Raw genomic sequence first — 24,700 nt, forward strand, 5'->3', positions numbered from 1 at the left:
AGTGGGTGCTCCGCGGTTCCGGAGAAGGACTACTTGGCGTCGGTGTCGCCGTCCCGCTTCGCGTCCTTGTCCTTCGGCTCGGTCGCCTCGCCGGACTTCTCGGCCCCCGCCTCGGTGTCCTTGGTCCCGCCCTCGGCCGGAGCGGCGTCCTTGCCCAGGTCGATCTTCTTGTCGACCGGGGGCTCGCCGGCCTCGACGGCCTCGGTGAGCGAGGAGGCGTCGTCGGGCACGACCGGCGTCTCCTCCGGCTCGAGGCCGTGGACGATGCGGTTGTACTCGGCGTCCTCGAGGACGGCGCCGATGGCGTTCTTCGCGTAGATGGCGTGGACGCCGGGGGCGACCTCCAGGAGAACCGTGTCGTCGTGGATCTCCTTGACGGTCGCGTACATGCCGCCGATCGTCCGGACACCGGTACCTGGCTGCATCTGGTCGCGCATCTTCACGGCCTGGCGCTGCTTGTTCTTCGCCGAGCGCGTCATCAGGAACATGGCCCCGATGAGCACGATGAACGGCAGGAGAGTCGCGATATTCACGGGACGGGGATTCCTTCACACGACCGCTGGGGAAACGGCCTGGTCTACGGGGGTGGTATGCCGTGCGATACGGACGGCATCGGCGGAGTCTAAGCGGTTCCGCACCGATGGAACAACGCCCAGCATGGCACCGTGGTTCCTGACCGGACCAGCCCCCGCGCCGTCACTCCCCGAAGAGACCCCGCTGACCGGGTGCCCCGCCCTGCTGCGGCGGCACCAGCCCGAGGTGCGACCAGGCCGCCGGCGTGGCGACCCGTCCCCGGGGCGTACGGGCCAGCAGTCCCTCGCGCACCAGGAACGGCTCGGCGACCTCCTCGACCGTCTCGCGCTCCTCCCCCACGGCCACGGCCAGCGTGGACAGCCCGACGGGACCGCCGCCGAAGAGCTTGAGCAGCGCCGTGAGCACGGCCCGGTCCAGCCGGTCCAGGCCGCGGCCGTCCACCTCGTACACCTGAAGGGCCTGGGCGGCGATCTCCTGGGTGATCACACCGTCGGCCTTGACCTGCGCGTAGTCGCGGACGCGGCGCAGCAGCCGGTTGGCGATGCGGGGCGTGCCACGGGAGCGGCCGGCGATCTCGGCGGCGCCCTGGTCCGCCACCTCCACGTCGAGGAGGCGGGCGGAGCGGTGGACGACGCGCTGGAGCTCGGCGGGTGAGTAGAACTCCATGTGGCCGGTGAAGCCGAAGCGGTCGCGCAGCGGGGGCGGCAGCAGCCCGGCGCGGGTGGTGGCGCCGACGAGGGTGAAGGGCGGCAGCTCCAAGGGGATGGCGGTGGCGCCGGGCCCCTTGCCGACGATGACGTCGACCCGGAAGTCCTCCATGGCCATGTAGAGCATCTCCTCGGCGGGCCGGGACATGCGGTGGATCTCGTCGAGGAAGAGCACCTCGCCCTCGGTGAGGGAGGAGAGGATCGCGGCCAGGTCACCGGCGTGCTGGATGGCGGGGCCGGAGGTGATGCGGATGGGGGCGCCCATCTCGGCCGCGATGATCATCGACAGGGTGGTCTTGCCGAGGCCGGGGGCGCCGGAGAGCAGGACGTGGTCGGCGGTGGCTCCGCGGGCGCGGGCGGCCTTCAGTACGAGGTCGAGCTGTTCGCGGACGCGCTCCTGCCCGATGAACTCGTCGAGATCCTTGGGCCGCAGGGCGGCCTCGACGGCCTGATCCTCCCCATCGGCGACGGTACCGACGAGGCGGTCGGCCGCGGGGGGTGCGTAAGTGGACTCGTCGTCCCAGTTCACGAGTAAAACCTCACGTGTGGATACGGTTTGTGGGCAGGCGTTCCGCAGGGCGGAACGGGTGGGCACAAACCGCCCACCGGCCCGCACCGCACCCCGCTCACCGAGCCCGGTTCAGCGTCTGCAACGCCGCCCGCAACAACTGCCCCACCTGCGGGGTGCCCCCATCGACGACAACGGCCTCCGCCTGCGGCGCGACGGCCGCCACGGCCTCGTCGGCCTCACGGCTCGCATACCCGAGCCCCACGAGCGCCGCGTGCAGCTGATCCCGCCACCCGGCGGCGGGAGCGGACACGGCGGCAGCCACCGCGGCGGACCCGACCGGCGCACCGAGCCGGTCCTTGAGCTCCAGCAGCAGCTTCTGCGCCCCCTTCTTCCCGATGCCCGGCACGGCCGTGAGCGCCTTCTCGTCCCCGGCGGCGAACGCCCGCCGCAGCGCGTCCGGCGAGTGGACGGCCAGCATGGCCTGGGCGAGGCGGGGGCCGACCCCGCTGGCGGTCTGGAGGAGCTCGAAGGTCTGCCGCTCGTCGTCGTCGGCGAAGCCGTAGAGCGTCAGGGAGTCCTCGCGGACGACGAGGGACGTCGCCAGCCTGGCGGGCTGTCCGACCTTCAGCCGGGCGAGCGTGCCGGGGGTGCACTGGACGGCCATGCCGACGCCGCCGACCTCGACGACGGCGGTGTCCGGGGCGAGGGCCGCGACCGGCCCGGAGACGAAGGCGATCATCGGGTGCCCTTCGGGATGCGTACGGGGGTGGGGGTGCGGCGGTGGGCGGCGGCGAGCTCCTGCAGCCGGTTGGTCGCGGGCGCCCGCCAGATGTGACAGATGGCCAGGGCCAGGGCGTCGGCGGCGTCGGCCGGCCTGGGCGGCGCGTCGAGCCTCAGCAGCCTGGTGACCATGGCGCCGACCTGGGCCTTGTCGGCCCGGCCGGAGCCGGTGACGGCGGCCTTGACCTCGCTGGGCGTGTGGAGGGCGACGGGGAGCCCGCGCCGGGCGGCGCACAGCATGGCGACCGCGCTGGCCTGGGCGGTGCCCATGACCGTACGGACGTTGTGCTGGCTGAAGACCCGCTCGACCGCCACGTACTCGGGGCGGTGTTCGTCGAGCCACTGCTCGATGCCGCGCTCTATGAGGACGAGCCGGTCGGCCACGTCGGCGTCGGCCGGGGTGCGGACGACGCCCACTCCGACCATGCGCAGCGGACGGCCAGCGACGCCCTCCACCACTCCGACGCCGCATCGCGTCAGCCCCGGGTCCACACCGAGCACCCGCATCGCGCCCCTCCCTCCGCTCACCTGCTCGGGCAGGCTATCGGCTGCCACTGACAACGGCCGTTCACGCCGACGGGCCAGTGGGACACGTGTCCCACTGGCCCGTCCGCCGGCCGCGGCCGGAACGCGACGCCTACGCGTCGACCTTGGCCATGACCTCGTCGGAGACGTCGAAGTTGGCGAAGACGTTCTGGACGTCGTCGCTGTCCTCGAGCGCGTCGATCAGCTTGAAGATCTTGCGGGCGGCCTCCTCCTCGAGCTCCACCTGCATGGTGGGCACGAAGTTGGCCTCGGCCGAGTCGTAGTCGATGCCGGCCTCCTGGAGGGCGGTGCGGACCGCGACCAGGTCGGTGGCCTCGCTGAGGACCTCGAAGCTCTCGCCGAGGTCGTTGACCTCCTCGGCGCCCGCGTCCAGGACCGCGCCGAGGACGTCGTCCTCGGTGAGCTCGCCCTTGGGGACGATGATGACGCCCTTGCGGTTGAACAGGTAGGACACCGAGCCCGGGTCGGCCATGGAGCCGCCGTTGCGGGTCATGGCGACGCGCACGTCGGAGGCGGCGCGGTTGCGGTTGTCGGTGAGGCACTCGATGAGCACCGCGACACCGTTGGGGCCGTAACCCTCGTACATGATCGTCTCGTAGTCGGCACCGCCGGCCTCGAGGCCGCCGCCGCGCTTGACCGCGGAGTCGATGTTCTTGTTCGGGACCGACTGCTTCTTCGCCTTCTGAATGGCGTCGTAGAGCGTCGGGTTGCCCTCGATGTCGACGCCGCCCATGCGGGCCGCGACCTCGATGTTCTTGATCAGCTTCGCGAAGAGCTTGCCGCGCTTGGCGTCGATCACGGCCTTCTTGTGCTTCGTCGTAGCCCATTTAGAGTGGCCGGACATCTCGCCTGTCTCCTTCGCGTAACCAAATTCAGAACGAACGACAGAGATCCTACCGGGATCTCAGGAGCGGGTGGAGCGGACCATCTCCACAAACAGTTCGTGAACCCGGTGGTCGCCCGTGAGCTCCGGATGGAAGGACGTGGCCAGCACGTTTCCCTGCCGGACGGCGACGGTGTGGCCGTCGTGGACGGCGAGGATCTCGGCCGCCGCGCCCACGGACTCGACCCAGGGGGCGCGGATGAAGACGCCCTCGACGGGGCCGCCCTCGACGCCGGCCACCTCGACCCTCGCCTCGAAGGACTCGTTCTGCCGGCCGAAGGCGTTGCGGCGCACGATCATGTCGATGCCGCCGAGGGTCTCCTGGTCCTCACGGCCGTCCAGGAGCTTGTCGGCGAGCATGATCATGCCGGCGCAGGTGCCGTAGACGGGCATCCCGGCCCGGACGCGCTCGCGCAGCGGCTCCAGAAGGCCGAAGATCACCGCGAGCTTGGACATGGTGGTGGACTCGCCGCCGGGTATGACCAGGCCGTCGACCTCCGCGAGCTCCTCGGGCCGGCGCACGGGCCGGGCGAGGGCGTCGGCCGAGGCCAGGGCCACGAGGTGTTCGCGGACGTCGCCCTGGAGGGCGAGGACGCCGATGGTGGGGGTGGACACGGTGGGCACTGCCTCTCGGGTCGGTTGCGGCGGGACGGTCGGGCCGGCCGGTGGACCGCACCCACCGGCCGCCGGTGGTACGCCGGGTGGGCGGCCCGCCGTGTAGCCGCGGACCGCCCACCCGGTATGAACGTGTGCTGTTACCAGCCGCGGTTGGCGTAGCGCTCGGCCTCGGGCAGGGTGTCGCAGTTGATGCCGACCATGGCCTCGCCCAGGTTGCGGGAGGCGTCCGCGATGATCTTCGGGTCGTCGTAGAAGGTGGTGGCCTTCACGATGGCGGCGGCGCGCTTGGCCGGGTCGCCGGACTTGAAGATGCCGGAGCCGACGAAGACGCCCTCGGCGCCGAGCTGGCGCATCAGCGCGGCGTCGGCCGGGGTGGCCACGCCACCGGCGGAGAACAGCACGACCGGCAGCTTGCCGAGCTCGGCGACCTCCTTGACCAGCTCGTAGGGGGCGCGCAGCTCCTTGGCGGCGGCGAAGAGCTCGTGGTTGTCGAAGCCGCGCAGCTTGGCGATCTCGTTCTTGATCTGGCGCAGGTGGCGCACGGCCTCCACGACGTTGCCGGTGCCGGCCTCGCCCTTGGAGCGGATCATGGCCGCGCCCTCGGCGATGCGGCGCAGGGCCTCGCCCAGGTTGGTGGCACCGCAGACGAAGGGGGTGGTGAAGGCCCACTTGTCGGAGTGGTTGACCTCGTCGGCCGGGGTGAGGACCTCGGACTCGTCGATGTAGTCGACGCCGAGGGACTGGAGGACCTGGGCCTCGACGAAGTGGCCGATGCGGGACTTGGCCATGACCGGGATGGAGACGGCGTTGATGATGCCCTCGATCATGTCCGGGTCGGACATCCGGGCCACGCCGCCGTCCTTGCGGATGTCGGCGGGCACCCGCTCCAGAGCCATGACCGCGACCGCGCCGGCGTCCTCGGCGATCTTCGCCTGCTCCGGGGTGACGACGTCCATGATCACGCCGCCCTTGAGCTGCTCGGCCATGCCGCGCTTGACGCGCGCGGTGCCGGTCTCCGGAGTCTGGGGCGTGCTGGGGGTGGACACGATGTGACCTCGCTATCAAGGGCCGGTATTGCTGCATCGTCATCAAACCGGCGTGCGAGGTTCGGGAAAAAGGGCCAATCCGGGGTCAGTGGCCTGCCCGGTCGGCCAGGGCGGCCGGAGGCTCGTCATCCATTTCGAAGGCCATCGGGAAGGGGGCGTGACCGGCCAGCCGGAACCAGCGCACCTTGCGGTGCCGGCGCAGCGCCCGGGCCGCCCGTACCGCGTCGTTGTGGAACCGGCGGGCCATGGGCACCCTGCGGACCGCCTGGGTCAGCTCGGCCAGCGACTCCTCGCCGCCGGGCGCCTGCCGGACGGCCTCCACCTGCGGGGCCTCGGCGAAGACGGCCCGCAGCGCCTGGCTGAGCTCGCTCTCGGCGACCTCGCGGTGCTCCTCCTCGGCCTGCCGGGCCGCGTGGGCGGCCTGGTACATCACCATCGAGGCGGCCGGATCGAGGATCCCGGCGGTGGCGAGCTCCTGGGCGACGGAGGCGCGCCGGAGCAGCTGGGCGTCCAGGGCCGCGCGGGCGGCGTCGATACGGCTGTGCAGCCGGTCCAGCCGGCCGGCGGTCCAGCTGAGGTAGACGCCGATGACGACCAGGGCGGCCGCGATCCAGATCAGTGTGGTCACGCCGGGTCACGTTACCGTCCGGCTCCCCGGCGGATGCCCGGCAGCCGCCGGAGGTCTCCACCCGGGGGTGGAGGGCGGGGTGGAGGCGGCGATCGGGAAACCGGCCCTGGCTCCGATCCGTCTCCACCCGCCCGGCTTCTAACGTCGAAGCAGATCGCCGGATCGCCGGGCCGAACCGCTGGAGGCACCTCATGGAACGGATGGAATCGCGTGGTGCGCGCCCCGCGCGGGCGCTGCTCGCGCCCCTCACCATCAGCGTCGCGCTGCCCCTCGCCGTGTACTACGCGCTGCGCGCGCAGGGCATCGCCCAGTGGCAGGCCCTGCTGCTGAGCAGCGCCATACCGGCGGCGCACGCGCTGGTGACGGCGCTGGTGCGGCGGCGGGCGGAGGTCTTCGACCTGCTGATCGTGGCCCTGCTCGCGGTCTCGGCGGTGACGTCGCTGATCAGCGGCAGCCCCCGGGTGCTCCTGCTGAAGGACGCGGGGCTCCCGGCGGTGCTGGGCGTGTGGATCCTGGGCACCTTGTTCGCGGCCCGCCCCTTCGCCTTCCAGTTCGGGCGACGGTTGAGGGATCCGGCGGCAGAGGAGGAGGCCGAGCGCGTCTGGGACGGCATGCCGGAGTTCCGCGCTGCACTGCGGGGGCTGACGATGCTGTGGGGCGGCGTCGAACTCCTCGACGCGGCATTGAGCACGGTGGAGGCGCTGTCCCTGCCGGTCGATGTGGTGCCGGTCCTCGGCAGGTTCCAGTCGATAGCCCTGATCGCCCTGCTCGTGGTCGTCACGATCCGACGCAGCCGCGGCTTCCAGACCCGCCACGGGGTGGGGCTCTTCGGGGTCCGGCCCGCCGGGGCGCCGGCCGCCGAGGAGATACCGGGCCGGGCCGGGGCCTGACGGGGGGAGACGGGCCCGGTCGGACCGCCTACGGGGGTGGTGGTCCGACCGGGCCCCGTAAGGGGCGCGGGGAACTGCGCGACCAGCCACGGACCGCCCGCAGGCGCCCGACAGGACCGCCCCGCATGGCGGGACCGCCCGGCCCACGGGGAGCCCGGCACGCCAGGGCCGCCCGGCACGCCGAGGCCGCGCGAGGGGCACTCAGTCCCGGGCGAGCCCGAAGCGGGCGCGAAGGCTGGTGCGTTCGTCCGCGGCGACCGAGGCCGCGCCGGCTGTGACCGTCTCGTAGACGGCCAAGATGTCCGCACCGACGGTCGACCAGTCGAACCGCCGGACGTGCCGGCTCCCCCGCTCGCTCAGCTCCGCCCGCCGCGCGGGGTCGGCAAGCAGCCGCAGGGCCGCGCCGGCGAGGGCGTCCGCGTCCTCGTTGGCGAAGAGCTCGCCGGCCGCTCCCTGGTCCAGGACCTGCGCGAACGCGTCCAGGTCGCTGGCGAGGACGGGCGCCCCGGCGGACAGCGCCTCGACGAGGATGATGCCGAAGGACTCGCCACCGGTGTTGGGGGCCACGTAGAGGTCGACGCTGCGCAGCAGACGCGCTTTTTCCTCGTCGCTGACCATGCCGAGGAATTCGACGTTGCGGCGCATCTCGGGGGGCAGGGTGGCGACGGCCTCCTGCTCGTCGCCGCGGCCTGCGACGAGGAGCCGGGTGTCCGGGCGCTCGGCGAGGATCCTCGGCAGGGCGCGCATCACGACGGGCAGGCCCTTGCGGGGCTCGTCGATGCGGCCGATGAAGCCGATGGTCCCGCCCTGCCACTCGGGCCGGGGCTCGGCGGAGGCGAAGAAGTCCACGTCGACGCCGTTGGGGATGACGACGGCGTCGCCCCCCAGGTGTTCGACCAGGGTGCGGCGGGCGTATTCGCTCACGGCGATCCGCGCGCTGATCTTCTCCAGGGCGGGCTGGAGGATCGGATAGGCCGCGATCATGGCGCGGGAGCGGGGGTTGGAGGTGTGGAAGGTCGCCACGATGGGGCCCTGTGCGGCCCAGCAGGACAGCAGTCCCAGCGAGGGGGAGGTGGGCTCGTGGATGTGGATGACGTCGAAGTCGCCGTCGTGGAGCCAGCGGCGCACCCGCGCGGCGGAGAGGAAGCCGAAGTTCAGCCGGGCCACGGAGCCGTTGTAGGGCACGGGGACGGCCCGGCCGGCGGAGACGACGAACGGGGGCAGGGGGGTGTCGTCGTCGGCGGGCGCCAGTACCGACACCTCGTGGCCCAGCCGGATGAGGTGCTCGGCCAGATCCCGGATGTGGAACTGGACGCCACCGGGGACGTCCCAGGAGTACGGGCAGACGATCCCGATCCTCACGGTTTCTCCATTCCGGAGCTCTCGGCGGGGGGCCGGGGTCGCCGGTCGAGATCGGCGAGCCACAGCCGCTGGAGCATGTGCCAGTCCTGGGGGTGCTCGGCGATGCCGGAGGCGAAGGCGTCGGCCAGTCGCTGGGTCATGGCGGCGGCCTTCTCGGCCCGGGTGCCCGTCGTGGGCACCTCGATGGGGTCGTGGATCCGGCCGCGCATCACCGGGGAGCGGTCGTACCAGAGGGTGGCGGGCAGCAGCACGGCGCCCGTCTGCACGGCCAGCACGGCGGGCCCGGCGGGCATCTTCGCCGGTTCGCCGAAGAAGTCGACCTCTATGCCGGAGGAGGACAGATCGCGGTCGGCCACCAGGCAGACCACTCCGCCGGCGCGCAGCCGCCGGGCGAGGGTGCCGAAGGCGCTGCCGCCCGCGTGGGGCAGCACCTCCATACCCAGCCCCTCGCGGTAGGCCACGAAGCGGTCGTAGAGGGTCTCGGGCTTGAGGCGCTCGGCCACGGTGGTGAAGGGCTGGTTCATCGCGGTGGTGAGCCAGGCCCCGGCGAGGTCGTAGTTGCCCATGTGGGGCAGGGCCAGGACGACGCCCCGGCCGGAGGCCAGGGCCTCCTCCAGGTTGTGGCGGTCCTGGGGGGCGAAGCCGGTGCGGACGCGCTCCGCGCTCCAGGAGGGCAGCCGGAAGGACTCCATCCAGTAGCGCATGTAGGAGCGCATACCCGCCCGGGAGAGTTCGGCGAGCCGGTGGGGGTCCGCGTCGGGGACGACCCGGGCGAGGTTGGCCTCCAGCCGCAGCACGCCCTTGCCGCGTCGCTTCCAGGCCAGGTCGGCGATCCGGCGCCCCAGCTCGGCGGCGACGGGTTCGGGCAGCTTGTTGACGGTGCCCCAGCCGAGCCCGTAGAGGGCGTCGGTCAGCCGTTCCCTCACGCGCCCTCGCCCCCGCCGGGGGCCACGGCGGCGTCCGCCTCGGCGGCCTCGCGGCGTACGGTCACCACGCGCTGGATCAGGGTGATCAGGCTGCCGACGGCCACGATCCACAGGGCGATGGGCAGCAGGATGTCGATGTGCGGCACGCCGAACTTGTGGAGGCCGGAGAAGCCGCAGGCCACCAGGGAGATCACCAGGCGTTCGGCGCGTTCGACGAGGCCGTTGACGTTGACGGGCAGGCCGATGCTCTCGCCGCGCGCCTTGGTGTAGGAGACCACCTGGCCGCTGGCGAGGCAGAAGATCGCCACCGCGCACAGCAGAGTGTCGTCGCCGCGCCCGGCGTACCAGAGGGCGAGGCCGCCGAAGATGGCCGAGTCGGCGACCCGGTCGAGGGTGGAGTCGAGGAAGGCGCCCCAGCGGCTGGACCGGCCGAGCTGACGGGCCATGTTGCCGTCGACGAGGTCGGAGAAGACGAACAGGGTGATGACGATCGTGCCCCAGAAGAACTCGCCCTGGGGGTAGAAGACCAGCGCTCCCGCCACCACGCCACCGGTACCGATGAGGGTCACCGCGTCGGGGCTGACGCCGAGGCGGATGAGCAGGGCGGCGAACGGCGTGAGAACACGCGTGAAGAACGCACGCGCGTACTTGTTCAGCATGGCCTTCCCGGAGGGTCGTGTGCGGGCCGGATGGTCGGAAGGACACCGGCTGGCCCATCGTAGCCAGGCGGCCGGGGGCCGCCGCGCACGCGTCGCGCACCTGGGCCATGGCGCAGGTCACGCCGGTCCCCGGCCGGGGCGGCGCCGGCCGGCGGGTTGCGTTCGCGTGTGCGACGTATGGACGCAGCGTGACCACGGTGGAAAGCTCGAAGGACCGCAGGTGTCGACCGGGAGGCGAGACACATGGGCGAGAAGACGAGTACGCATCCAGGGGCCGCCGGCAGGGCCGTGACGGCCGACCGGCCCGGCAACATCCGGAACGTGGTGCTGGTCGGCCACAGTGGCTCCGGCAAGACGACGCTGGTGGAGGCCCTGGCCCTGGCCACCGGCGCGCTCAATCGCGCGGGCCGGGTCGAGGACGGCGCCGCCGTCTCCGACTACGACGAGATCGAGCACCGCCAGCAGCGCTCGGTCCAGCTTTCGCTGGTGCCGGTCGAATGGGCCGGGATCAAGGTCAATCTGCTGGACACACCCGGTTACGCCGATTTCGTCGGCGAGCTGAGGGCCGGTCTGCGCGCGGCGGACGCGGCCCTCTTCGTCGTCTCGGCGGCGGAGGGCGTCGAGGGCATCACCGGGCCGACCCGGATGCTCTGGGAGGAGTGCGCGGCGGTGGGCATGCCGCGCGCGATCGTGGTGACGCACCTGGAGGCGGCGCGGGCGGACTTCGAGGTGATGACGGAGGCCTGCCGGGCCGCCTTCGGCGGCGACTCCTCCGATAGCGTCCTCCCCCTCTACCTGCCGCACTACGGCCGGGAGGGCGGGGACGGGCACCGCCCGGTGACGGGGCTGACCGGGCTGCTCACCCGGCGGGTGTTCGACTACTCCTCCGGTGCCCGGACCGAGTCCGATCCCGGCGCCGAGGCGCTGCCCGGCATCGAGGAGGCCCGCAACCGCCTCATCGAGGGGATCATCGCCGAGAGCGAGGACGAGACCCTCATGGACCGCTATCTCGGCGGTGAGGAGATCGACGTCAAGACGCTGATCGAGGACCTGGAGCGGGCCGTGGCGCGCGGCAGCTTCCATCCCGTGCTGGCCGCGGCCCCCGCCGCCGACGGCGCCCGGCAGGGCCTGGGCACCGTGGAGCTGCTGGAGCTGGTCACCGGCGGCTTCCCCACGCCCACCGAGCGCGCGGTCCCCGACGTCACCACGCCCGCCGGCGCGGCGCGCCCGGCGCTGGCCTGCGATCCCGACGGGCCGCTCGCCGCGGAAGTGATCAAAACCGCTTCGGACCCCTACGTCGGCAGGATCTCCCTGGTGCGGGTCTTCTCCGGCACCCTGCGCCCCGACGAGACCGTGCACGTCTCGGGCCACGGCCTGGAGGACCGGGGGCACGAGGCCCATGACGTGGACGAGCGGCTCGGCGCCCTCTCCTCGCCGTTCGGCAAGCAGCAGCGCCAGCTCGCCCAGGCCATCGCCGGGGACATCGCCTGCGTGGCCAAGCTCGCCAGCGCCGAGACCGGCGACACTCTCTCCGGCCGGGCCGATCCGCTGCTGATGGAGCCCTGGCTGATGCCCGACCCACTGCTGCCCGTCGCCATCCAGGCGCACAGCAAGGCGGACGAGGACAAGCTCTCCCAGGGCCTGGCCCGGCTGGTCGCCGAGGACCCCACGATGCGGCTGGAGCACAACCAGCACACCCGCCAGGTCGTCCTGTGGTGTCTGGGCGAGGCCCATCGCGACGTGGCCCTGGAGCGGCTGCGCACCCGGTACGGCGTCCAGGTCGACGTGGTGCCCCACAAGGTCTCGCTGCGGGAGACCTTCGGCACCCGGGCCGCCGGCCGCGGCCGGCACGTCAAGCAGTCCGGCGGCCACGGCCAGTACGCCATCTGCGAGATCGAGGTCGAGCCGCTGCCCGGCGGCTCCGGCATCGAGTTCGTCGACAAGGTCGTGGGCGGCGCGGTGCCGCGCCAGTTCATCCCCTCGGTGGAGAAGGGCGTCCGCGCCCAGGCCGCCAAGGGGGTCGCCGCCGGGTATCCGCTGGTCGACGTGCGGGTGACCCTCGTCGACGGCAAGGCCCACTCGGTGGACTCCTCGGACGCCGCCTTCCAGACCGCCGGCGCCCTGGCCCTGCGCGAGGCCGCCGCCGAGGCCCGCATCCACCTCCTGGAGCCCGTCGCGGACATCCAGGTCCTCGTCTCCGACGAGTACGTGGGTCCCGTGATGAGCGATCTGTCCGGGCGGCGCGGCCGCGTCGTCGGCACCGAGCAGTCCGGCTCGGGCCGCACCCTCGTCCGCGCCGAGGTCCCGGAGATCGAGATCGGCCGGTACGCGGTGGACCTGCGCTCGCTCTCCCACGGCACCGGGCGGTTCAGCCGCTCCTACGCCCGGCACGAGCCGATGCCCCCGCAGGCCGCCGAGCGGATCCGCGAACAGGCGGAGAACGGGGCATAGTTCGCGAGCCGCCCGTATCAACTCGCCGGGTACGGGCGGCTTTCCGACACCGGCGGCTTTCCGATCTCCCACGACAGCCGGCATCCCGTCCCGTTACGCTGAGCACGCGGCTCATGACACAGGCGGTGGGCGGCAGTCGGGAGCACACCGGCGCACCGGACGCGCACGGTATTGGGGGCGGCAGTGGCAGCAGGGGATCCGTACGACTTCAGCCCGGGAGCGCAGGTCCCGGTCTCCGGCGGCGCCGGGGCGACAGCGGCGACCCAGGCCCTGGCCTCGGCCGCCTACCGGGACGGCCCGGTCGACGAACTGCTCAAGGCCAATTCCGACTGGGCCACCTCGGAGGTGAAGAAGGCCCGGATCTCCCTGTTCGAGCCCAATCTCGGTGAGGCCTTCGCGCGCGCCGTGCAGGGCCGGATGCTCGGCGGCGGGCGCAAGCCCATCATCCAGTCCTTCGGCCTGGAACCGCAGGTGATCGTCGAGCACTGCCTGGCCGCGTCCCGCATCCGCAAGCAGCGCGACGCCCGGCTCACCTTCATCATGGTGGTCTTCGGGCTGCTGTTCCTGCCCGGTGTGCTGCTCTGGCTCGGCGCGTTCCAGCTGCGCCGCACCCTCGCCGGCTCCCAGGACAGGCGCGTCGGGGCACTCGGCACCGCGCTGCTGGTGGGCATCGCGGTGGTCGTCGCGATCCTCCTGGTCAAGCTGCCGTTCAGCGGCTTCCTCTATCTCTACGTGCGCGCGATGGTCATAGCCCCCCTCGTCGGCGGCTTCTGGGCGAAGATCGTCTGCGAGCGCACGGCCAAGGACCTCCGCGAGCGCTGGACCGGTCTCCTCGACGGCGGCACCGTCGCCGCCAAGATCCCCGAGGCCGTGCCCTCGACGCCCGGCGAGAGCGCCGCCGAGCAGCTCCGGCTGAACCTCGCGAAGCTCTCCGCCGAGCAGCGCAGCAACATCGCCTTCTACGCCGGCCCCAAGGGCATCCTCGGGATGGGCACCCGCTGGGGCAGCTGGCAGCTGGCCGAGGACCTCGTCCCCGCCGAGCCGGGGAAGGACATCAACCCCTTCCGCAGCTGGGACATCGTCCGCGCGGTGCACGACCAGCTCAAGCTGCTGGAGCGCACCCCCATCAACACCGGCGGCCTCACCCCGCCCCAGGTCGAGCACTGGGTGGTCTCCCCCATCGGCGAGGGCGCGGGCGCCGTGTCCCGCCCCGGCGGCACCGACGCGTCCTTCCAGATAAGGGGCTCCCAGCTCCAGGAGATCTGCGACAAGCAGCACTTCGGCAGCGGCGACCGCCACTACCTCGGCGTCCAGTTCGTCCTCTGGGACGGCCAGCTGGTCATCACCCTGCTCGTCAATGTCACCGTTCTCCACAAGACGCTGCGTATCGAGGTCACCGGCCACGCCCTCGGCCCTACCCACTCCCTCTTCAACGGCCGCCCCAAGAACCGCACCCAGACCTTCAAGAAGGGCCTGAAGTTCTGGGACACCTACACCCGCACCCTCCCCGTCGTCGAGCCCCGCGAGGTCGTCCGGCTCGCCGCCCGGGCGCCGCTGACCTGGTATCCGCCACTGCTGGAGTACTGGGGCGGCAAGCTGGTGCTGCCCGAGCCCTTCGGGCTGCGCCACGCCTGGGCCGACAAGCCCTGGCGGCACCGCTTCATGGCCGACGACGCCCTGCGCGCGGCCACCCCGGTGCTGCGCGTCGTCCATGAGGCGACGCTCCGCGTCCTCGCCGACAACGGCGTCGACACCACCCGCTTCGCCAGCCGCGCGGGCAACCTCAGCGGCGCGATCCAGGACCCGACGCCCCGTCAGGCCGACGTCTACAACGCCTGACGGGACGTCCCCGAGGAGCCTCGCCGGGGCGCACCGGCCCTGATCACGTGACTACACGTGACTAACGGAAGATTCCGGTGTGCCCCAGCGAGTAGCGGCCGGGCTGCGGATAGACGGCCAGGCCGTGCGGCCCGTCGCCCACCTTGATCCGGGCGATCTGGTGGCCGTCGGTGGTGTCGATCGCGTACACCTCGCTGTTGTAGCGCCCCGAGAGCCACAGCACCTTGCCGTCGGCCGACACCCCGCCCATGTCCGGGCTGCCGCCGTCGGGCAGCTCCCACTTCTTGACCAGTTTGCGGCTGGGCAGGTCCAGCACCGAGATCGATCCCTCGCCCCGGTTGGAGATGTACAGGGACTTGGAGTCCCGGCTCACATAGAGGCCGTGGGCCCCCTTGCCGGTGGGCATCAGCCAGGGCTCGGTGAACTTGTCCCCGTCCAGCACCCACACACCGTCGGCGATCATGTCGGCGATGTACCAGGTCTTCCCGTCCGAGGAGATCTTCACATCCTGGGGCATGGCCCCGTCGAAGGGCAGCTTCTGCTTGTCGATCACCTTCATCCTGGCCGTGTCGACCTTCAGCAGCTCGCCCGAGAACTCGCAGGAGACGATGAAGTAGCGGCCGTCCGGGGAGAAGTCGGCGTGGTTGACCCCGAGGCAGTCCACGTGTTCCGTCTTCATCCGCTTCATCGTGTGGGCGTCCCGGAAGACCAGCTCTCGGTCCATGGACGCCATCACCACGGCGTATTTCCCGTCGGGCGTGAAGTAGAGGTTGTACGGGTCGTGGACGTCGACCGTCTTGCCCGCCTTGCCGGTGGCCGGGTCGATGGGGGTGAGCGTGTGCCCCCGGTCATTGTTGACCCAGAGCGTCTTGAGGTCCCAGGAGGGCACGACGTGCTGCGGCTGGTTGCCCACCGGGATGGTCTCGATGACCTTGTACGTCTTGGGGTCGATGACACTGACCGTGTCGGACTCCGTGTTCGGTACGTACACCCGCGAAGGGAAGTCCTTGACCACCGGGGACAGGGCGTTCGGCCGGTCCGCGGCGTAGAGGTCGTCGGGGTCCAGCAGCGGGGGCATGCCCGGCAGCCCCTCGGGCACGCCCCGGGCCGCACCCTGGCGGTGCGCGCCCGGCGCGGGGCGCTCGGCGGGGGCGCCGTCGTCGCCTCCCCCGCAGCCGGCGGCCAGCAGGGCGCAGCAGGCGGTGAGCAGGACGGCTCCGCGCGGCCTTCCCGAGCGGGAACGCGCCGAGCGGGCGGAGCGGGCGGGCGGGCGGAGGCGCCGGAGGAGAGAGCCGGACCGGAGGCGTCGAGGACGGTGATGCGGGGTGCGATTCATCGTGTCAGCAGCTCCGTAGTCGTCACCGCGCGCAGACCGCGGCGGTGCAGGCCGTCGAGGATCGCGGGCAGCGCGGCCACCGTGCCGGCGTGCCCGAAGTGCAGACTGACGACCGACCCTGGCCGTACCGCGCCCAATACGGTACGCCGGACCGCCTCGGCGCCGGGGTCGGTGAAGTCGAGGGAGTCCACGTCGTACGACAGGATGTGGGGATATCCGGCCTGTCGTGCCAGCCTTACGACCTGGTCGGTGGCGCGCCGGGCGCGGGACGGCCGGAACCAGCGGCCGATGCCGCCGGTCAGTCTGCGCAGCCGGTCGGCGCACTCGGCGATCTCGGCGTAGGCGGCCTTGGCGGGCATCGAGCAGACGCTCAGGTGCCGCATGGTGTGGTTGCCCAGCTCGTGCCCGCCGTCGAGCACCCTGCGGGCCATCCGGGGCTCGGCGTCCAGCCAGTCGCCCACGGCGAGCACCGTCACCCGGGCGCCGGCCCGCTCGGCCTCCGCGAGCAGGGCGGTCGCCGATTTCGCGTCGCCCCGGCCGTGGAAGGTGAGCGCGACCGCCTGACCCCGCCGGGAGCCGTGCTCGATCTGCGCGGGCAGCCCGGCCGGCAGCGCGGGCAGCAGCAGCGGGGGCCCCGGCAGCGCGGGGACCCGGGCCGCCGCGCCCCGGCCCGTGCCCCGCGGTGTGGCCGAGGGCGGCCCGGCGGCCGTCCGGTCCCCGCCGCAGCCCGCGGCGGCGGTCCCGGCGGCCCCGGCCAGAGCGCTGCCCGCGGCCGCGCGCAGCACGGTACGACGGTGAAGGAAGGTCACCGTCCTATTAGAGCTTCTTCAATAAGAACTGGTGTGATTTGCCCGTTTTCGTCGCGGGGCGTGTCCCTGGCGACCGGTCAGACCGTCGGCCAGACGTCGGCGAGCATCTTGCGGGTGTCGGCCAGCAGTTGCGGCAGCACCTTGGTGTGGCCCACGACCGGCATGAAGTTGGTGTCCCCGCCCCAGCGCGGCACGAGGTGCTGGTGCAGATGGGCGGCGATACCGGCGCCGGCGGTCGAGCCCTGGTTCATGCCGATGTTGAAGCCGTGGGCGCCCGAGGCCGTGCGCAGCGCGCGCATCGCGCGCTTGGTGAACGCCGCGAGCTCGGCGGTCTCCGCCTCGTCCAGCTCCGTGTAGTCGGCGACGTGCCGGAAGGGGACGACCATGAGGTGCCCGCCGTTGTACGGGTAGAGGTTGAGCACGGCGTAGACGAGCTCGCCCCGGGCGACGATCAGTCCGTCCTCGTCGCTCTTGGCCGGGATCGAGCAGAACGGGCAGCCGTCGTCGGCCCCCGGGCCGGTCGGCTTGTTCTCCCCCTGGATGTACGCCATCCGGTGGGGTGTCCACAGGCGCTGAAAGGCGTCCGGCGCCCCCACTCCGAACTGCTGCTCCGGCTCACTCGTCATGCTCTGAAGCATATGGGCCCCGGAGCGTCGGTGACGCTCCGGGGCCCCTGCGATCCGGTCAGGCCGGGACTCAGACCTGGACGCGGTCCTCGACGGCCTTCACGATCTTCGCGATGGCCTCGTCGCGCGGGATGCCGTTCTCCTGCGAACCGTCCCGGTAGCGGAAGGAGACCGTGCCCGCGTTCATGTCGTCGTCACCGACGATGATCATGAACGGGACCTTCAGCTTCTGGTGGTTCCTGATCTTCTTCTGCATGCGGTCGGACGAGGCGTCGACCTCGACGCGCAGGCCCGCCTTCTTCGCGTCGGCGGCGAACTCCCGCAGGTACTCCACGTGCGTGTCGCCGACCGGGATGCCGACCGCCTGCACGGGGGCCAGCCACGCCGGGAAGGCGCCCGCGTAGTGCTCCAGCAGCACGCCGAAGAACCGCTCGATGGAGCCGAACAGCGCGCGGTGGAGCATGACGGGCTGCTGGCGGGAGCCGTCCGCCGCGGTGTACTCCAGGCCGAAGCGCTTGGGCTGGTTGAAGTCCACCTGGAGGGTCGACATCTGCCAGGAGCGGCCGATGGCGTCCTTCGCCTGGACGGAGATCTTCGGGCCGTAGTAGGCGGCGCCGCCCGGGTCGGGGACGAGCGGGAGGCCCTGCTTCTCGGCGGCCTGGCGGAGCGCCTCGGTGGCCTCCTCCCAGTCCTCGTCCGAGCCGATGAACTTGTCCGACTCGGGGTCGCGGGTGGACAGCTCCAGCTCGAACTCGTTCAGGCCGTAGTCGCGCAGCAGGTCCAGGACGAAGGTCAGGAGCGTGTCCAGCTCCTCCGGCATCTGCTCCTTGGTGCAGTAGATGTGGGAGTCGTCCTGGGTGAAGCCGCGGGAGCGGGTCAGGCCGTGGACCACGCCGGACTTCTCGTAGCGGTAGACCGTGCCGAACTCGAAGAGACGCAGCGGCAACTCACGGTAGGAACGCCCGCGCGACTTGAAGATCAAGTTGTGCATCGGGCAGTTCATGGCCTTCAGGCGGTAGTTCTGCCCGTCGAACTCGATGGGCGGGAACATGCCCTCCGCGTAGTGCGGGAGGTGCCCGGAGGTCTCGAAGAGCTGCTCCTTCGAGAGGTGCGGGGTGTTCACGAACTCGTAGCCCGCGTCCACGTGCCGCTGGCGGGAGTAGTCCTCCATCACCTTGCGGATCACGCCGCCCTTGGGGTGGAAGACCGCGAGGCCAGGGCCCAGCTCGTCCGGGAAGGAGAACAGGTCCAGCTCGGTGCCGAGCTTGCGGTGGTCGCGCTTCTCGGCCTCGGCGAGGAACTCCAGGTACGCCTTGAGCTCGTCCTTCGTCGGCCACGCGGTGCCGTAGATGCGCTGGAGCTGCGGGTTCTTCTCGCTGCCCCGCCAGTACGCGGCGGCCTGGCGCATCAGCTTGAAGGCCGGGACGAACCGGGTGGTGGGCAGGTGGGGACCCCGGCAGAGGTCCTTCCAGCACAGCTCGCCGGTCTTGGCGTCCAGGTTGTCGTAGATGGTCAGCTCGCCGGCGCCCACCTCGACGTCCGCGCCGTCGTCGTGCGAGGCGGAGCCCTTGAGGCCGATCAGCTCCAGCTTGTACGGCTCGTCGGCCAGCTCCTCGCGGGCGGCCTCGTCGGTGACCACGCGGCGGGAGAACTTCTGCCCCCGCTTGATGATCTCCTGCATCTTCTTCTCGATGAGCTTGAGGTCATCGGGGTGGAAGGGCTTCTCGACGTCGAAGTCGTAGTAGAAGCCGTCCTTGACCGGCGGGCCGATGCCCAGCTTGGCCTCGGGGAAGAGCTCCTGCACGGCCTGGGCCATGACGTGCGCGGTCGAGTGGCGCAGGATGTTCAGGCCGTCCTGGGAGGTGACCTCGACGGGCTCGATCTCCTCGCCGTCGGCGACGACGTACGCCAGGTCCTTCAGCTCGCCCGCGATCCGGGCGGCGACGACGGTGCGCTCACCGGAGAAGAGGTCGGCGGCCGTGGTGCCCGTCGTCACCACGCGCTCTTCCCGCTCGGAATCGCGTTGGATGATCACACGGACGTCTGACACCGGTCTCTCCTGACATCTGGGGCGCCGCAGCGGACGCTGCGCGCCTGAATCGTACCGAGCCCGGCCTGGTGGTCGCTAAACGGTTATCGCTCGCCAGGCGCGCTAATCGGCGTCGCGCCGCTCCCCGAAGAGGTCGAGGTTCTCCTGGAGGTGCTTCAGCAGCCGGTCCCGCTCCGCCTCGTCCACCTGGACGGGCAGGACGCCCCGGGCCTCGGCCAGCCGCCGGAAGCCGCCCCGGCTCTCCAGCCGCCCCTCGACGGTGACGGGCACCCCGGCCAGGTGGGCGTGGCCCGCGACCCGGTAGTCCTCCTCGTCGAGAGCGATCCGCACCTGGGCCACATCGGCCCCGGCCAGCACCCTCAGCCGCACCACACCCGCGCCGCCGGGCGTCTCGCGCCGCATCCGCACCACCGTCCCGGTGAGGCGGACGGGCACCGAGGGCTCGTCGCGGATGTAGCGGGCCCCTGCCTCCCTAAGGGCGGGCAGATCGCCGGGCGAGAACTCCACCGGCTCGGGCCGGGCGGCGAAGCCGTGCGGCGTCCCCGCGGCGGGCGCCCACTCCACGGCGATCCGGATCCCCTCGGAGCCGCCGACCAGGGTGGCCAGGGCCTGGGTGAGCTCCTGGCAGACCCCGGCCTCCACGGCGGCGTCGAAGGCGTCCGTCCGGCCGGTGGCGCGCCGGTAGTCGGTGGCGTCCCGGGCCGCCTGGAGCGCCCTGAGCAGCGCGCCGACCAGCGCGCGGCCGCCCTCGGGGGGCCCGTCGACGGGCACGAACGCGGCGAGCTCCCGGCCGCCGGCGGCGGGCCCGGCGAGCACCGCGGCCAGGGCCGCCTCGGCCTGCCGGCGGCGCCGGGCGCCGTGGAACCCGGCCCGGCCCCCGGCGGTCTGGGCGGCGGCCAGCAGCATGGCGCGCGCCCCGGTGCGCAGCCGTTCCTGGGCGCCCCACGCGGCGGCCGGGGCCCGGGGCTCGGCGACCTCCCGCGACCAGCGGATCTCGTCGCTGGGCAGCCGCAGCGCGACGAGGATGTCGCGGGCGGACGGCGCGGCGCAGCGCTCCAGGGCGGTGAGGGCCTCGGCGAGGAGATCGGCGCTGTCGGGATAGGCGCGGCTCTCGGGCACGAGGAGGCTGGTGCCGGGCCGGTCGGGGGGCGTCCAGCGGCCGTAGCGCCCGGGCTCTCCGCCGCGCCGCCGCCAGCCGTGGCGGGCGAGCAGGGCGCCGAGGACGGCGGGGTCGGGGTGGTGCGGCACATCTTCGGTCGGCCGGTGCATCAGGGTCTCCCTCCCGCCCCGACCCGGGTCATGATCTCGCAGAGCGCTCGGTCGTCGAAGACCCGCGAGGTCGGGATCCGCACGGTGGTCCGGCTCCTGCCGGTCACGGGGTGGCCGGCGAGGTTGGTCCAGTAGCAGCAGTGGCGCAGCGCGAGGTGGTCGTGGCCGGCCCGCAGCCAGTCCTCCGGGGCCCGGGGCACGATCATCACGACGAGGATCTTGTGGACCGAGACGGGGGTGCGGGCCAGCTTGACCAGGTGGGCGTTGTCGAGGGTGAAGCCGAACGTCCGGGGCGTCGCCCGGCCCGGCGGGCCGGGGAGCCGGGGGGCCAGCTGGTAGGTGCTCTTGAGCTGCACCTTGATGGTGACCTCGTCGTCGGCCTCGTGGCCGGGGGCGCTGTGGCTGACGTGCCAGTCGATGCCGTTGTCGGGGAAGGGCTGGGCGAGGGAGCAGCCCGCGGCGGCCGCGACGGCGTGGAGGTAGCCGATCTGGAGGGTCTCCATGCACGCGGTCGTGGCGAGGGTGCCGCGCCGGGCCGTGAGCGGCCCGGCGGGCGGGCGGGTCACGGGGGCGGCCGGGTCGGGCTGAGCGAGCGCCATGTCCGAAAAACCTTCCGGGCTCGCCGGTGCTGGGTGCGTAAAGGGTCGTACATCTGTGTTGTCTCCACACGAACTCCCCGGCAAACAGGGGCGGTTCGGGTACGGGGATGCCCGGGTATCACCTGGCGGGGAGGGGAAACACGCCATGTGTCGGACAAGGCTGAGGAGTTGTGCCATGCCGTGCTGGTTCGAGGGGCCGCTCGCGGCCTTCGACACCGAGACGACCGGGGTGGACGTGGAGCAGGACCGGATCGTCTCGGCGGCCTTCGTGACGCAGTCGCAGGCGGGGGCGGCGCCGGTCATCACCCGGTGGCTGGTGAATCCGGGGGTTCCCGTGCCGGAGGAGGCCGCCGCGATACACGGGCTGGACGAGGAACATCTGCAACGGCACGGCCGCTGGCCGGCGCCGGTGATGGAGGAGGTGGCCCGGGCCCTGGCGGGCCACGCGGCGCGCGGGATACCCCTGGCGGTGATGAACGCGCCGTTCGACCTGACGATGCTGGACCGGGAGTTGCGGCGGCACCGGGCGTCGTCGCTGGCCGGCTATCTGGGGGGCGCCGCGCTGTGCGTGCTGGACCCCTGGGTGCTGGACAAGCACCTGGACCGCTACCGCAAGGGCCGCCGCACCCTTTCGGACCTGTGCCGGCAGTACGGGGTGGAGCTGACGGGGGCGCATGACGCGGCGGCGGACGCGGCGGCCACGCTGGAGGTCGTCCGGGCGGTGGGGCGGCGGTTCGCCTCGCGTCTGGAGCGGCTGAGCCCGCCGGAGCTCCACACCCGGCAGGCGGTGTGGCACGCGGCGCAGGCGCGCGGTCTGCAGGCGTGGTTCGCGCGCAACGGCTCCGAGGAGCAGTGCGATCCCGCGTGGCCGCTCCGGCCGGAGCTGACGGCGGCGGCGTGAGACACGGGACCCCGGAACCGGGGCTCCCGGGGCTCGGGCTTCCGGTACGGCCGGGCGACAACGCGGAAGGCCGGTCCGTCACTTGACGGACCGGCCTTCCGGTGATGTGGGCGATACTGGGATCGAACCAGTGACCTCTTCGGTGTGAACGAAGCGCTCTCCCGCTGAGCTAATCGCCCGGGATTCGCACCGGGTTCCCCCGGCGACGCACTGAACAATACAGGTCGCGGCGGCCGTCCTTCAAATCCCCGGGTTCCGGCGCTCCAGCAGGGCCCGCAGGCCGCGATGGCCGGCGCGCATCATCCAGGCGTGGTTGGCGAGGAAGAGGGGCGGCCGGGGAGGGCGAGGCGGCGCATCAGGGGTTTGCGGACGTCGACGTCCTGCTCGAAGCGGGCGACGCTGCCGCCGGCGCCGTCGGAGCGGATCGTCCAGCGGGCCCAGCCCTCGAGATCACCGGTCATCACGATCTCCAGGACCCCGGCGACGGGGTCGCGCCGGCTCTCCCGGGCGGCGATCACGAGCTCGTAGGGCAGCAGGGAGCGGAAGCGCACGGTGCCGCTGATGTCGTCGGCACCCTCGACGCGGCGGACCTGCGGCCACCAGGCGGGGTAGCCCTCCGCGTCCGCCAGCACGGCGTAGACGGCGTCCGGCGGCGCGGGCAGGGCCCACGCGTCGCGGAAGCGGTAGTGGTGGACGGAGGGCGTGCGACGACGCGGCATGCCTGCCAGCGCATACGAAAAACCGAGGGTCCGCAAGGGGTGAACCTCGCGGACCCTCGGTCCGTTACGTGGGCGATACTGGGATCGAACCAGTGACCTCTTCGGTGTGAACGAAGCGCTCTCCCGCTGAGCTAATCGCCCGGGCGCACCGCAAACATTACCGCATGTCAGACGGTGCTCCGAACCGCGCGTGCCTGGTCAGCGGCGCGGCCGGGTCAGTCGCCGGCCCGCCACGGCACCTCGAGCCCGTACTGGGCGACGTACGCGGCCACGAGCCCGGCGACGATCACCAGCCCGGTGACGGTGAGGGCGATGTTGCGGCGGCGCACCCGGGGGTCGAGCGCGCGCCGGGCCGCCTCGGTGACCTTGCGCCTGGTCCAGCGGAGCACGAGCTGGGCCCAGACGAACTCGGTGGCCCAGATCGCCATGCCGGCGAAGATCACCAGCCAGCCGGGGCCGGGCAGGGGCAGCATCACGATTCCCGCGACGACCACCGCCAGCCCGACGACGAAGACGCCGGCCTGCCAGCTCAGATGCAGGGCCCTGGAGCGCCGGACGAAGTGCGGGGCCCGGGAGCCGAGCCGTTCCCGGTCGGTGCCGGAGCCCTCGGCCCCGGCGGCGGTCCGCTGGTCACTCTCCGCGTTCATACGAACCAACGTACCGGAAAGTCCGGAACTCACCGGTTCGGCGGTACCCGCGCCGGAACGACTCGGCCGTCCGAGGTATCCGAACAGTCTCAAAACGGTCAGAGGGGTTTACAACGGCACCGTAGGTGGCATGTCGATTTCGCCGACGTGCGAATCCCCGAGCGCACACTGAGCGAAAGGCCCTGGCGCTTATGAACACCACGGTCAGCTGCGAGCTGCACCTGCGCCTCGTTGTGTCGAGCGAATCCTCACTGCCTGTTCCCGCAGGCCTGCGGTACGACACGGCCGATCCGTATGCCGTGCACGCCACCTTCCACACCGGAGCCGAAGAGACCGTCGAGTGGGTCTTCGCCCGGGACCTGCTCGCGGAGGGCCTTCACCGGCCCACCGGCACCGGCGACGTCCGCGTGTGGCCATCCCGCAGCCACGGACAGGGCGTCGTCTGCATCGCGCTGAGTTCGCCGGAGGGCGAGGCCCTCCTGGAGGCCCCGGCGCGCGCTCTGGAGTCGTTCCTGAAGAGGACCGACGCCGCCGTCCCACCGGGCACCGAACACCGTCACTTCGATCTGGACACGGAGCTCTCGCACATCCTGGCCGAGAGCTGACGTCTACGGACCGGAGCTGACCTAAGCGCGCTCGGCCCACTCGGGGAGGCCGCGCGCCACTTGTCCCGTCCCAACCGGGGCACGACACCGCGCCGTCACCGTGGAACCACCACGGGCGACGGCGCTGTCGCGTTCCGGAGCCGCTAAAGTCCCTCCCCGCGGTCGAACACTTGCCGCCTTCGTCCGTCCGGCCAGGGGAGCGAACGATCCGTGCTGATCAATCACGACACCCGGCGCACGCTCGACAGCGTCGTCGATCTGCTGAACACCGACCTCGACGGTCTGCCCGCGCTGCGGGGATTCGCCGAGCGGCACGAGATCAACGGCATCGGGGCGCTCGGTGAGCAGGACCTGGCGGCCGTGCGCTCCATACGCGACCGGCTCACCCAGGTGTTCGACGCCCCGGCGGCGCCGACCGCGGCGGGGCTGCTCAACGCCCTGGTCGCCGAGGCGGGCACCACGCCCCGGCTGACCAACCACGACGGCCATCCCTGGCACGTCCACTACTTCGCGCCCGGCGCCTCGCTCGCCGAGCACCTCGCGGCGGACGGCGGCATGGCGCTGGCCTTCCTGCTGGTGGAGGGCGAGCTGGAGCGGCTGCGGCGCTGCGCGGCACCGGGCTGCGGACGCGCCTTCGTCGATCTCTCCCGCAATCGTTCACGGCGCTACTGCGACGGCCGCACCTGCGGCAACCGTCTGCACGTCGCCGCCTACCGGGCCCGCCGCCGGGAGGCCGGGGACTGACCGTCCGGCGGTCGT

The 24,700-nt window shown here is 72.2% G+C and carries 24 protein-coding genes, 2 tRNA genes and 1 pseudogene; 6 read left to right on the forward strand and 21 right to left on the reverse strand.

Translation table 11 applies throughout. The features are described from left to right. Nucleotides 1-29: 29 nt before the first annotated feature. From yajC to EKH77_RS05670, 8 genes are all read right to left on the reverse strand, one after another. Nucleotides 30-533: a preprotein translocase subunit YajC gene (gene yajC, locus EKH77_RS05635; RefSeq protein ID WP_126913337.1), complete on the reverse strand. Its 504-nt coding sequence runs from the start codon at nt 531-533 to the stop codon at nt 30-32. A 163-nt stretch (nt 534-696) separates the two neighbouring features. Continuing rightward, nucleotides 697-1,770, reverse strand: coding sequence for a Holliday junction branch migration DNA helicase RuvB (gene ruvB, locus EKH77_RS05640; protein WP_126913338.1), 1,074 nt, complete (start codon nt 1,768-1,770; stop codon nt 697-699). A 97-nt stretch (nt 1,771-1,867) separates the two neighbouring features. Next, the gene (ruvA, locus tag EKH77_RS05645; RefSeq protein ID WP_126913339.1) at nt 1,868-2,491 is read right to left on the reverse strand and encodes a Holliday junction branch migration protein RuvA; all 624 of its coding nucleotides are present in this window, start codon (nt 2,489-2,491) and stop codon (nt 1,868-1,870) included. Beyond that, on the reverse strand, nt 2,488-3,039 hold the full coding sequence (gene ruvC, locus EKH77_RS05650; protein WP_126913340.1) for a crossover junction endodeoxyribonuclease RuvC: 552 nt from the start codon (nt 3,037-3,039) through the stop codon (nt 2,488-2,490). The genes ruvA and ruvC overlap by 4 nt, the downstream gene beginning before the upstream one ends. A gap of 130 nt (nt 3,040-3,169) precedes the next feature. Then, a complete protein-coding gene (locus EKH77_RS05655) occupies nt 3,170-3,922 on the reverse strand; it encodes a YebC/PmpR family DNA-binding transcriptional regulator (protein ID WP_126913341.1) in 753 nt (250 codons plus the stop codon). 60 nt (nt 3,923-3,982) lie between these two features. After that, nucleotides 3,983-4,576 carry a pyridoxal 5'-phosphate synthase glutaminase subunit PdxT gene (gene pdxT, locus EKH77_RS05660; protein ID WP_126913342.1) on the reverse strand — a complete coding sequence of 198 codons (594 nt, stop codon included), beginning with the start codon at nt 4,574-4,576 and terminating at the stop codon, nt 3,983-3,985. Between the two features lie 140 nt (nt 4,577-4,716). Then, nucleotides 4,717-5,628 (reverse strand): pyridoxal 5'-phosphate synthase lyase subunit PdxS, encoded by a 912-nt coding sequence (pdxS, locus tag EKH77_RS05665; RefSeq protein ID WP_126913343.1) that lies wholly within the window; start codon nt 5,626-5,628, stop codon nt 4,717-4,719. 82 nt (nt 5,629-5,710) lie between these two features. Further along, nucleotides 5,711-6,253: a hypothetical protein gene (locus tag EKH77_RS05670; protein WP_126913344.1), complete on the reverse strand. Its 543-nt coding sequence runs from the start codon at nt 6,251-6,253 to the stop codon at nt 5,711-5,713. Nucleotides 6,254-6,444: 191 nt separating this feature from the next. Between EKH77_RS05670 and EKH77_RS05675 the strand changes: the two genes are divergently transcribed. Then, on the forward strand, nt 6,445-7,143 hold the full coding sequence (locus tag EKH77_RS05675) for a VC0807 family protein (protein WP_240667232.1): 699 nt from the start codon (nt 6,445-6,447) through the stop codon (nt 7,141-7,143). Nucleotides 7,144-7,344: 201 nt separating this feature from the next. On the opposite strand, the gene EKH77_RS05680 is transcribed toward EKH77_RS05675, so the two are convergent. Genes EKH77_RS05680 through pgsA form a run of 3 tightly spaced genes read right to left on the reverse strand, consistent with a single transcriptional unit; the run spans nt 7,345 to nt 10,090 of the window. Continuing rightward, nucleotides 7,345-8,505 (reverse strand): glycosyltransferase family 4 protein, encoded by a 1,161-nt coding sequence (locus EKH77_RS05680; RefSeq protein ID WP_126913345.1) that lies wholly within the window; start codon nt 8,503-8,505, stop codon nt 7,345-7,347. Further along, a complete protein-coding gene (locus EKH77_RS05685) occupies nt 8,502-9,431 on the reverse strand; it encodes a phosphatidylinositol mannoside acyltransferase (RefSeq protein WP_126913346.1) in 930 nt (309 codons plus the stop codon). The genes EKH77_RS05680 and EKH77_RS05685 overlap by 4 nt, the downstream gene beginning before the upstream one ends. Next, on the reverse strand, nt 9,428-10,090 hold the full coding sequence (gene pgsA / locus EKH77_RS05690; RefSeq protein WP_126913347.1) for a phosphatidylinositol phosphate synthase: 663 nt from the start codon (nt 10,088-10,090) through the stop codon (nt 9,428-9,430). Before pgsA ends, EKH77_RS05685 begins: the two co-directional genes overlap by 4 nt. Nucleotides 10,091-10,333: 243 nt before the next feature. On the opposite strand from pgsA, the gene EKH77_RS05695 reads away from it, so the two are divergent. Both EKH77_RS05695 and EKH77_RS05700 read left to right on the forward strand, forming a co-directional pair. Continuing rightward, nucleotides 10,334-12,541, forward strand: coding sequence for an elongation factor G-like protein EF-G2 (locus EKH77_RS05695; protein WP_126913348.1), 2,208 nt, complete (start codon nt 10,334-10,336; stop codon nt 12,539-12,541). Nucleotides 12,542-12,724: 183 nt separating this feature from the next. Next, the gene (locus EKH77_RS05700) at nt 12,725-14,380 is read left to right on the forward strand and encodes a hypothetical protein (protein ID WP_240667233.1); all 1,656 of its coding nucleotides are present in this window, start codon (nt 12,725-12,727) and stop codon (nt 14,378-14,380) included. A 61-nt stretch (nt 14,381-14,441) separates the two neighbouring features. Here EKH77_RS05700 and EKH77_RS05705 read toward each other — a convergent pair whose 3' ends face one another. The 6 genes from EKH77_RS05705 to EKH77_RS05730 all read right to left on the reverse strand — a co-directional run bounded on the left by EKH77_RS05705 (nt 14,442) and on the right by EKH77_RS05730 (nt 21,069). Then, on the reverse strand, nt 14,442-15,716 hold the full coding sequence (locus EKH77_RS05705) for a YncE family protein (RefSeq protein WP_240667234.1): 1,275 nt from the start codon (nt 15,714-15,716) through the stop codon (nt 14,442-14,444). Further along, nucleotides 15,713-16,525, reverse strand: a complete 813-nt coding sequence (locus tag EKH77_RS05710; RefSeq protein ID WP_240667235.1) for a polysaccharide deacetylase family protein — start codon at nt 16,523-16,525, stop codon at nt 15,713-15,715. Before EKH77_RS05710 ends, EKH77_RS05705 begins: the two co-directional genes overlap by 4 nt. Before the next feature lie 77 nt (nt 16,526-16,602). Further along, nucleotides 16,603-17,163: an HIT family protein gene (locus EKH77_RS05715; RefSeq protein ID WP_126913350.1), complete on the reverse strand. Its 561-nt coding sequence runs from the start codon at nt 17,161-17,163 to the stop codon at nt 16,603-16,605. Nucleotides 17,164-17,221: 58 nt separating this feature from the next. After that, complete coding sequence (gene thrS / locus EKH77_RS05720) at nt 17,222-19,201, reverse strand: threonine--tRNA ligase (protein ID WP_126913351.1); 1,980 nt, start codon at nt 19,199-19,201, stop codon at nt 17,222-17,224. 102 nt (nt 19,202-19,303) lie between these two features. Further along, complete coding sequence (locus tag EKH77_RS05725) at nt 19,304-20,470, reverse strand: hypothetical protein (protein ID WP_126913352.1); 1,167 nt, start codon at nt 20,468-20,470, stop codon at nt 19,304-19,306. Next, entirely contained in the window at nt 20,470-21,069 is a 600-nt protein-coding gene (locus EKH77_RS05730) for a DUF4365 domain-containing protein (RefSeq protein ID WP_126913353.1), read from the reverse strand. Before EKH77_RS05730 ends, EKH77_RS05725 begins: the two co-directional genes overlap by 1 nt. 175 nt (nt 21,070-21,244) lie before the next feature. Between EKH77_RS05730 and EKH77_RS05735 the strand changes: the two genes are divergently transcribed. Then, nucleotides 21,245-21,970 carry an exonuclease domain-containing protein gene (locus tag EKH77_RS05735; RefSeq protein WP_126913354.1) on the forward strand — a complete coding sequence of 242 codons (726 nt, stop codon included), beginning with the start codon at nt 21,245-21,247 and terminating at the stop codon, nt 21,968-21,970. A 107-nt stretch (nt 21,971-22,077) separates the two neighbouring features. On the opposite strand, the gene EKH77_RS05740 is transcribed toward EKH77_RS05735, so the two are convergent. The 4 genes and pseudogenes from EKH77_RS05740 to EKH77_RS05755 all read right to left on the reverse strand — a co-directional run bounded on the left by EKH77_RS05740 (nt 22,078) and on the right by EKH77_RS05755 (nt 23,336). Continuing rightward, nucleotides 22,078-22,149 (reverse strand) — tRNA-Val (locus EKH77_RS05740). A gap of 61 nt (nt 22,150-22,210) precedes the next feature. Next, a pseudogene (locus EKH77_RS05745) lies at nt 22,211-22,689 on the reverse strand (SRPBCC family protein). A 69-nt stretch (nt 22,690-22,758) separates the two neighbouring features. Beyond that, nucleotides 22,759-22,830, reverse strand: a tRNA-Val gene (locus EKH77_RS05750). Between the two features lie 74 nt (nt 22,831-22,904). After that, nucleotides 22,905-23,336 (reverse strand): TIGR02611 family protein, encoded by a 432-nt coding sequence (locus EKH77_RS05755; RefSeq protein WP_126913355.1) that lies wholly within the window; start codon nt 23,334-23,336, stop codon nt 22,905-22,907. Between the two features lie 191 nt (nt 23,337-23,527). Here EKH77_RS05755 and EKH77_RS05760 point away from each other — a divergent pair, with 191 nt between their 5' ends. Beyond that, the gene (locus EKH77_RS05760; protein ID WP_003959770.1) at nt 23,528-23,941 is read left to right on the forward strand and encodes an SsgA family sporulation/cell division regulator; all 414 of its coding nucleotides are present in this window, start codon (nt 23,528-23,530) and stop codon (nt 23,939-23,941) included. Between the two features lie 210 nt (nt 23,942-24,151). After that, nucleotides 24,152-24,685 (forward strand): CGNR zinc finger domain-containing protein, encoded by a 534-nt coding sequence (locus EKH77_RS05765; RefSeq protein WP_126913356.1) that lies wholly within the window; start codon nt 24,152-24,154, stop codon nt 24,683-24,685. Nucleotides 24,686-24,700 lie beyond the last annotated feature (15 nt).

The organism is Streptomyces luteoverticillatus, from assembly GCF_003970715.1.
Lineage (GTDB): Bacteria > Actinomycetota > Actinomycetes > Streptomycetales > Streptomycetaceae > Streptomyces > Streptomyces abikoensis.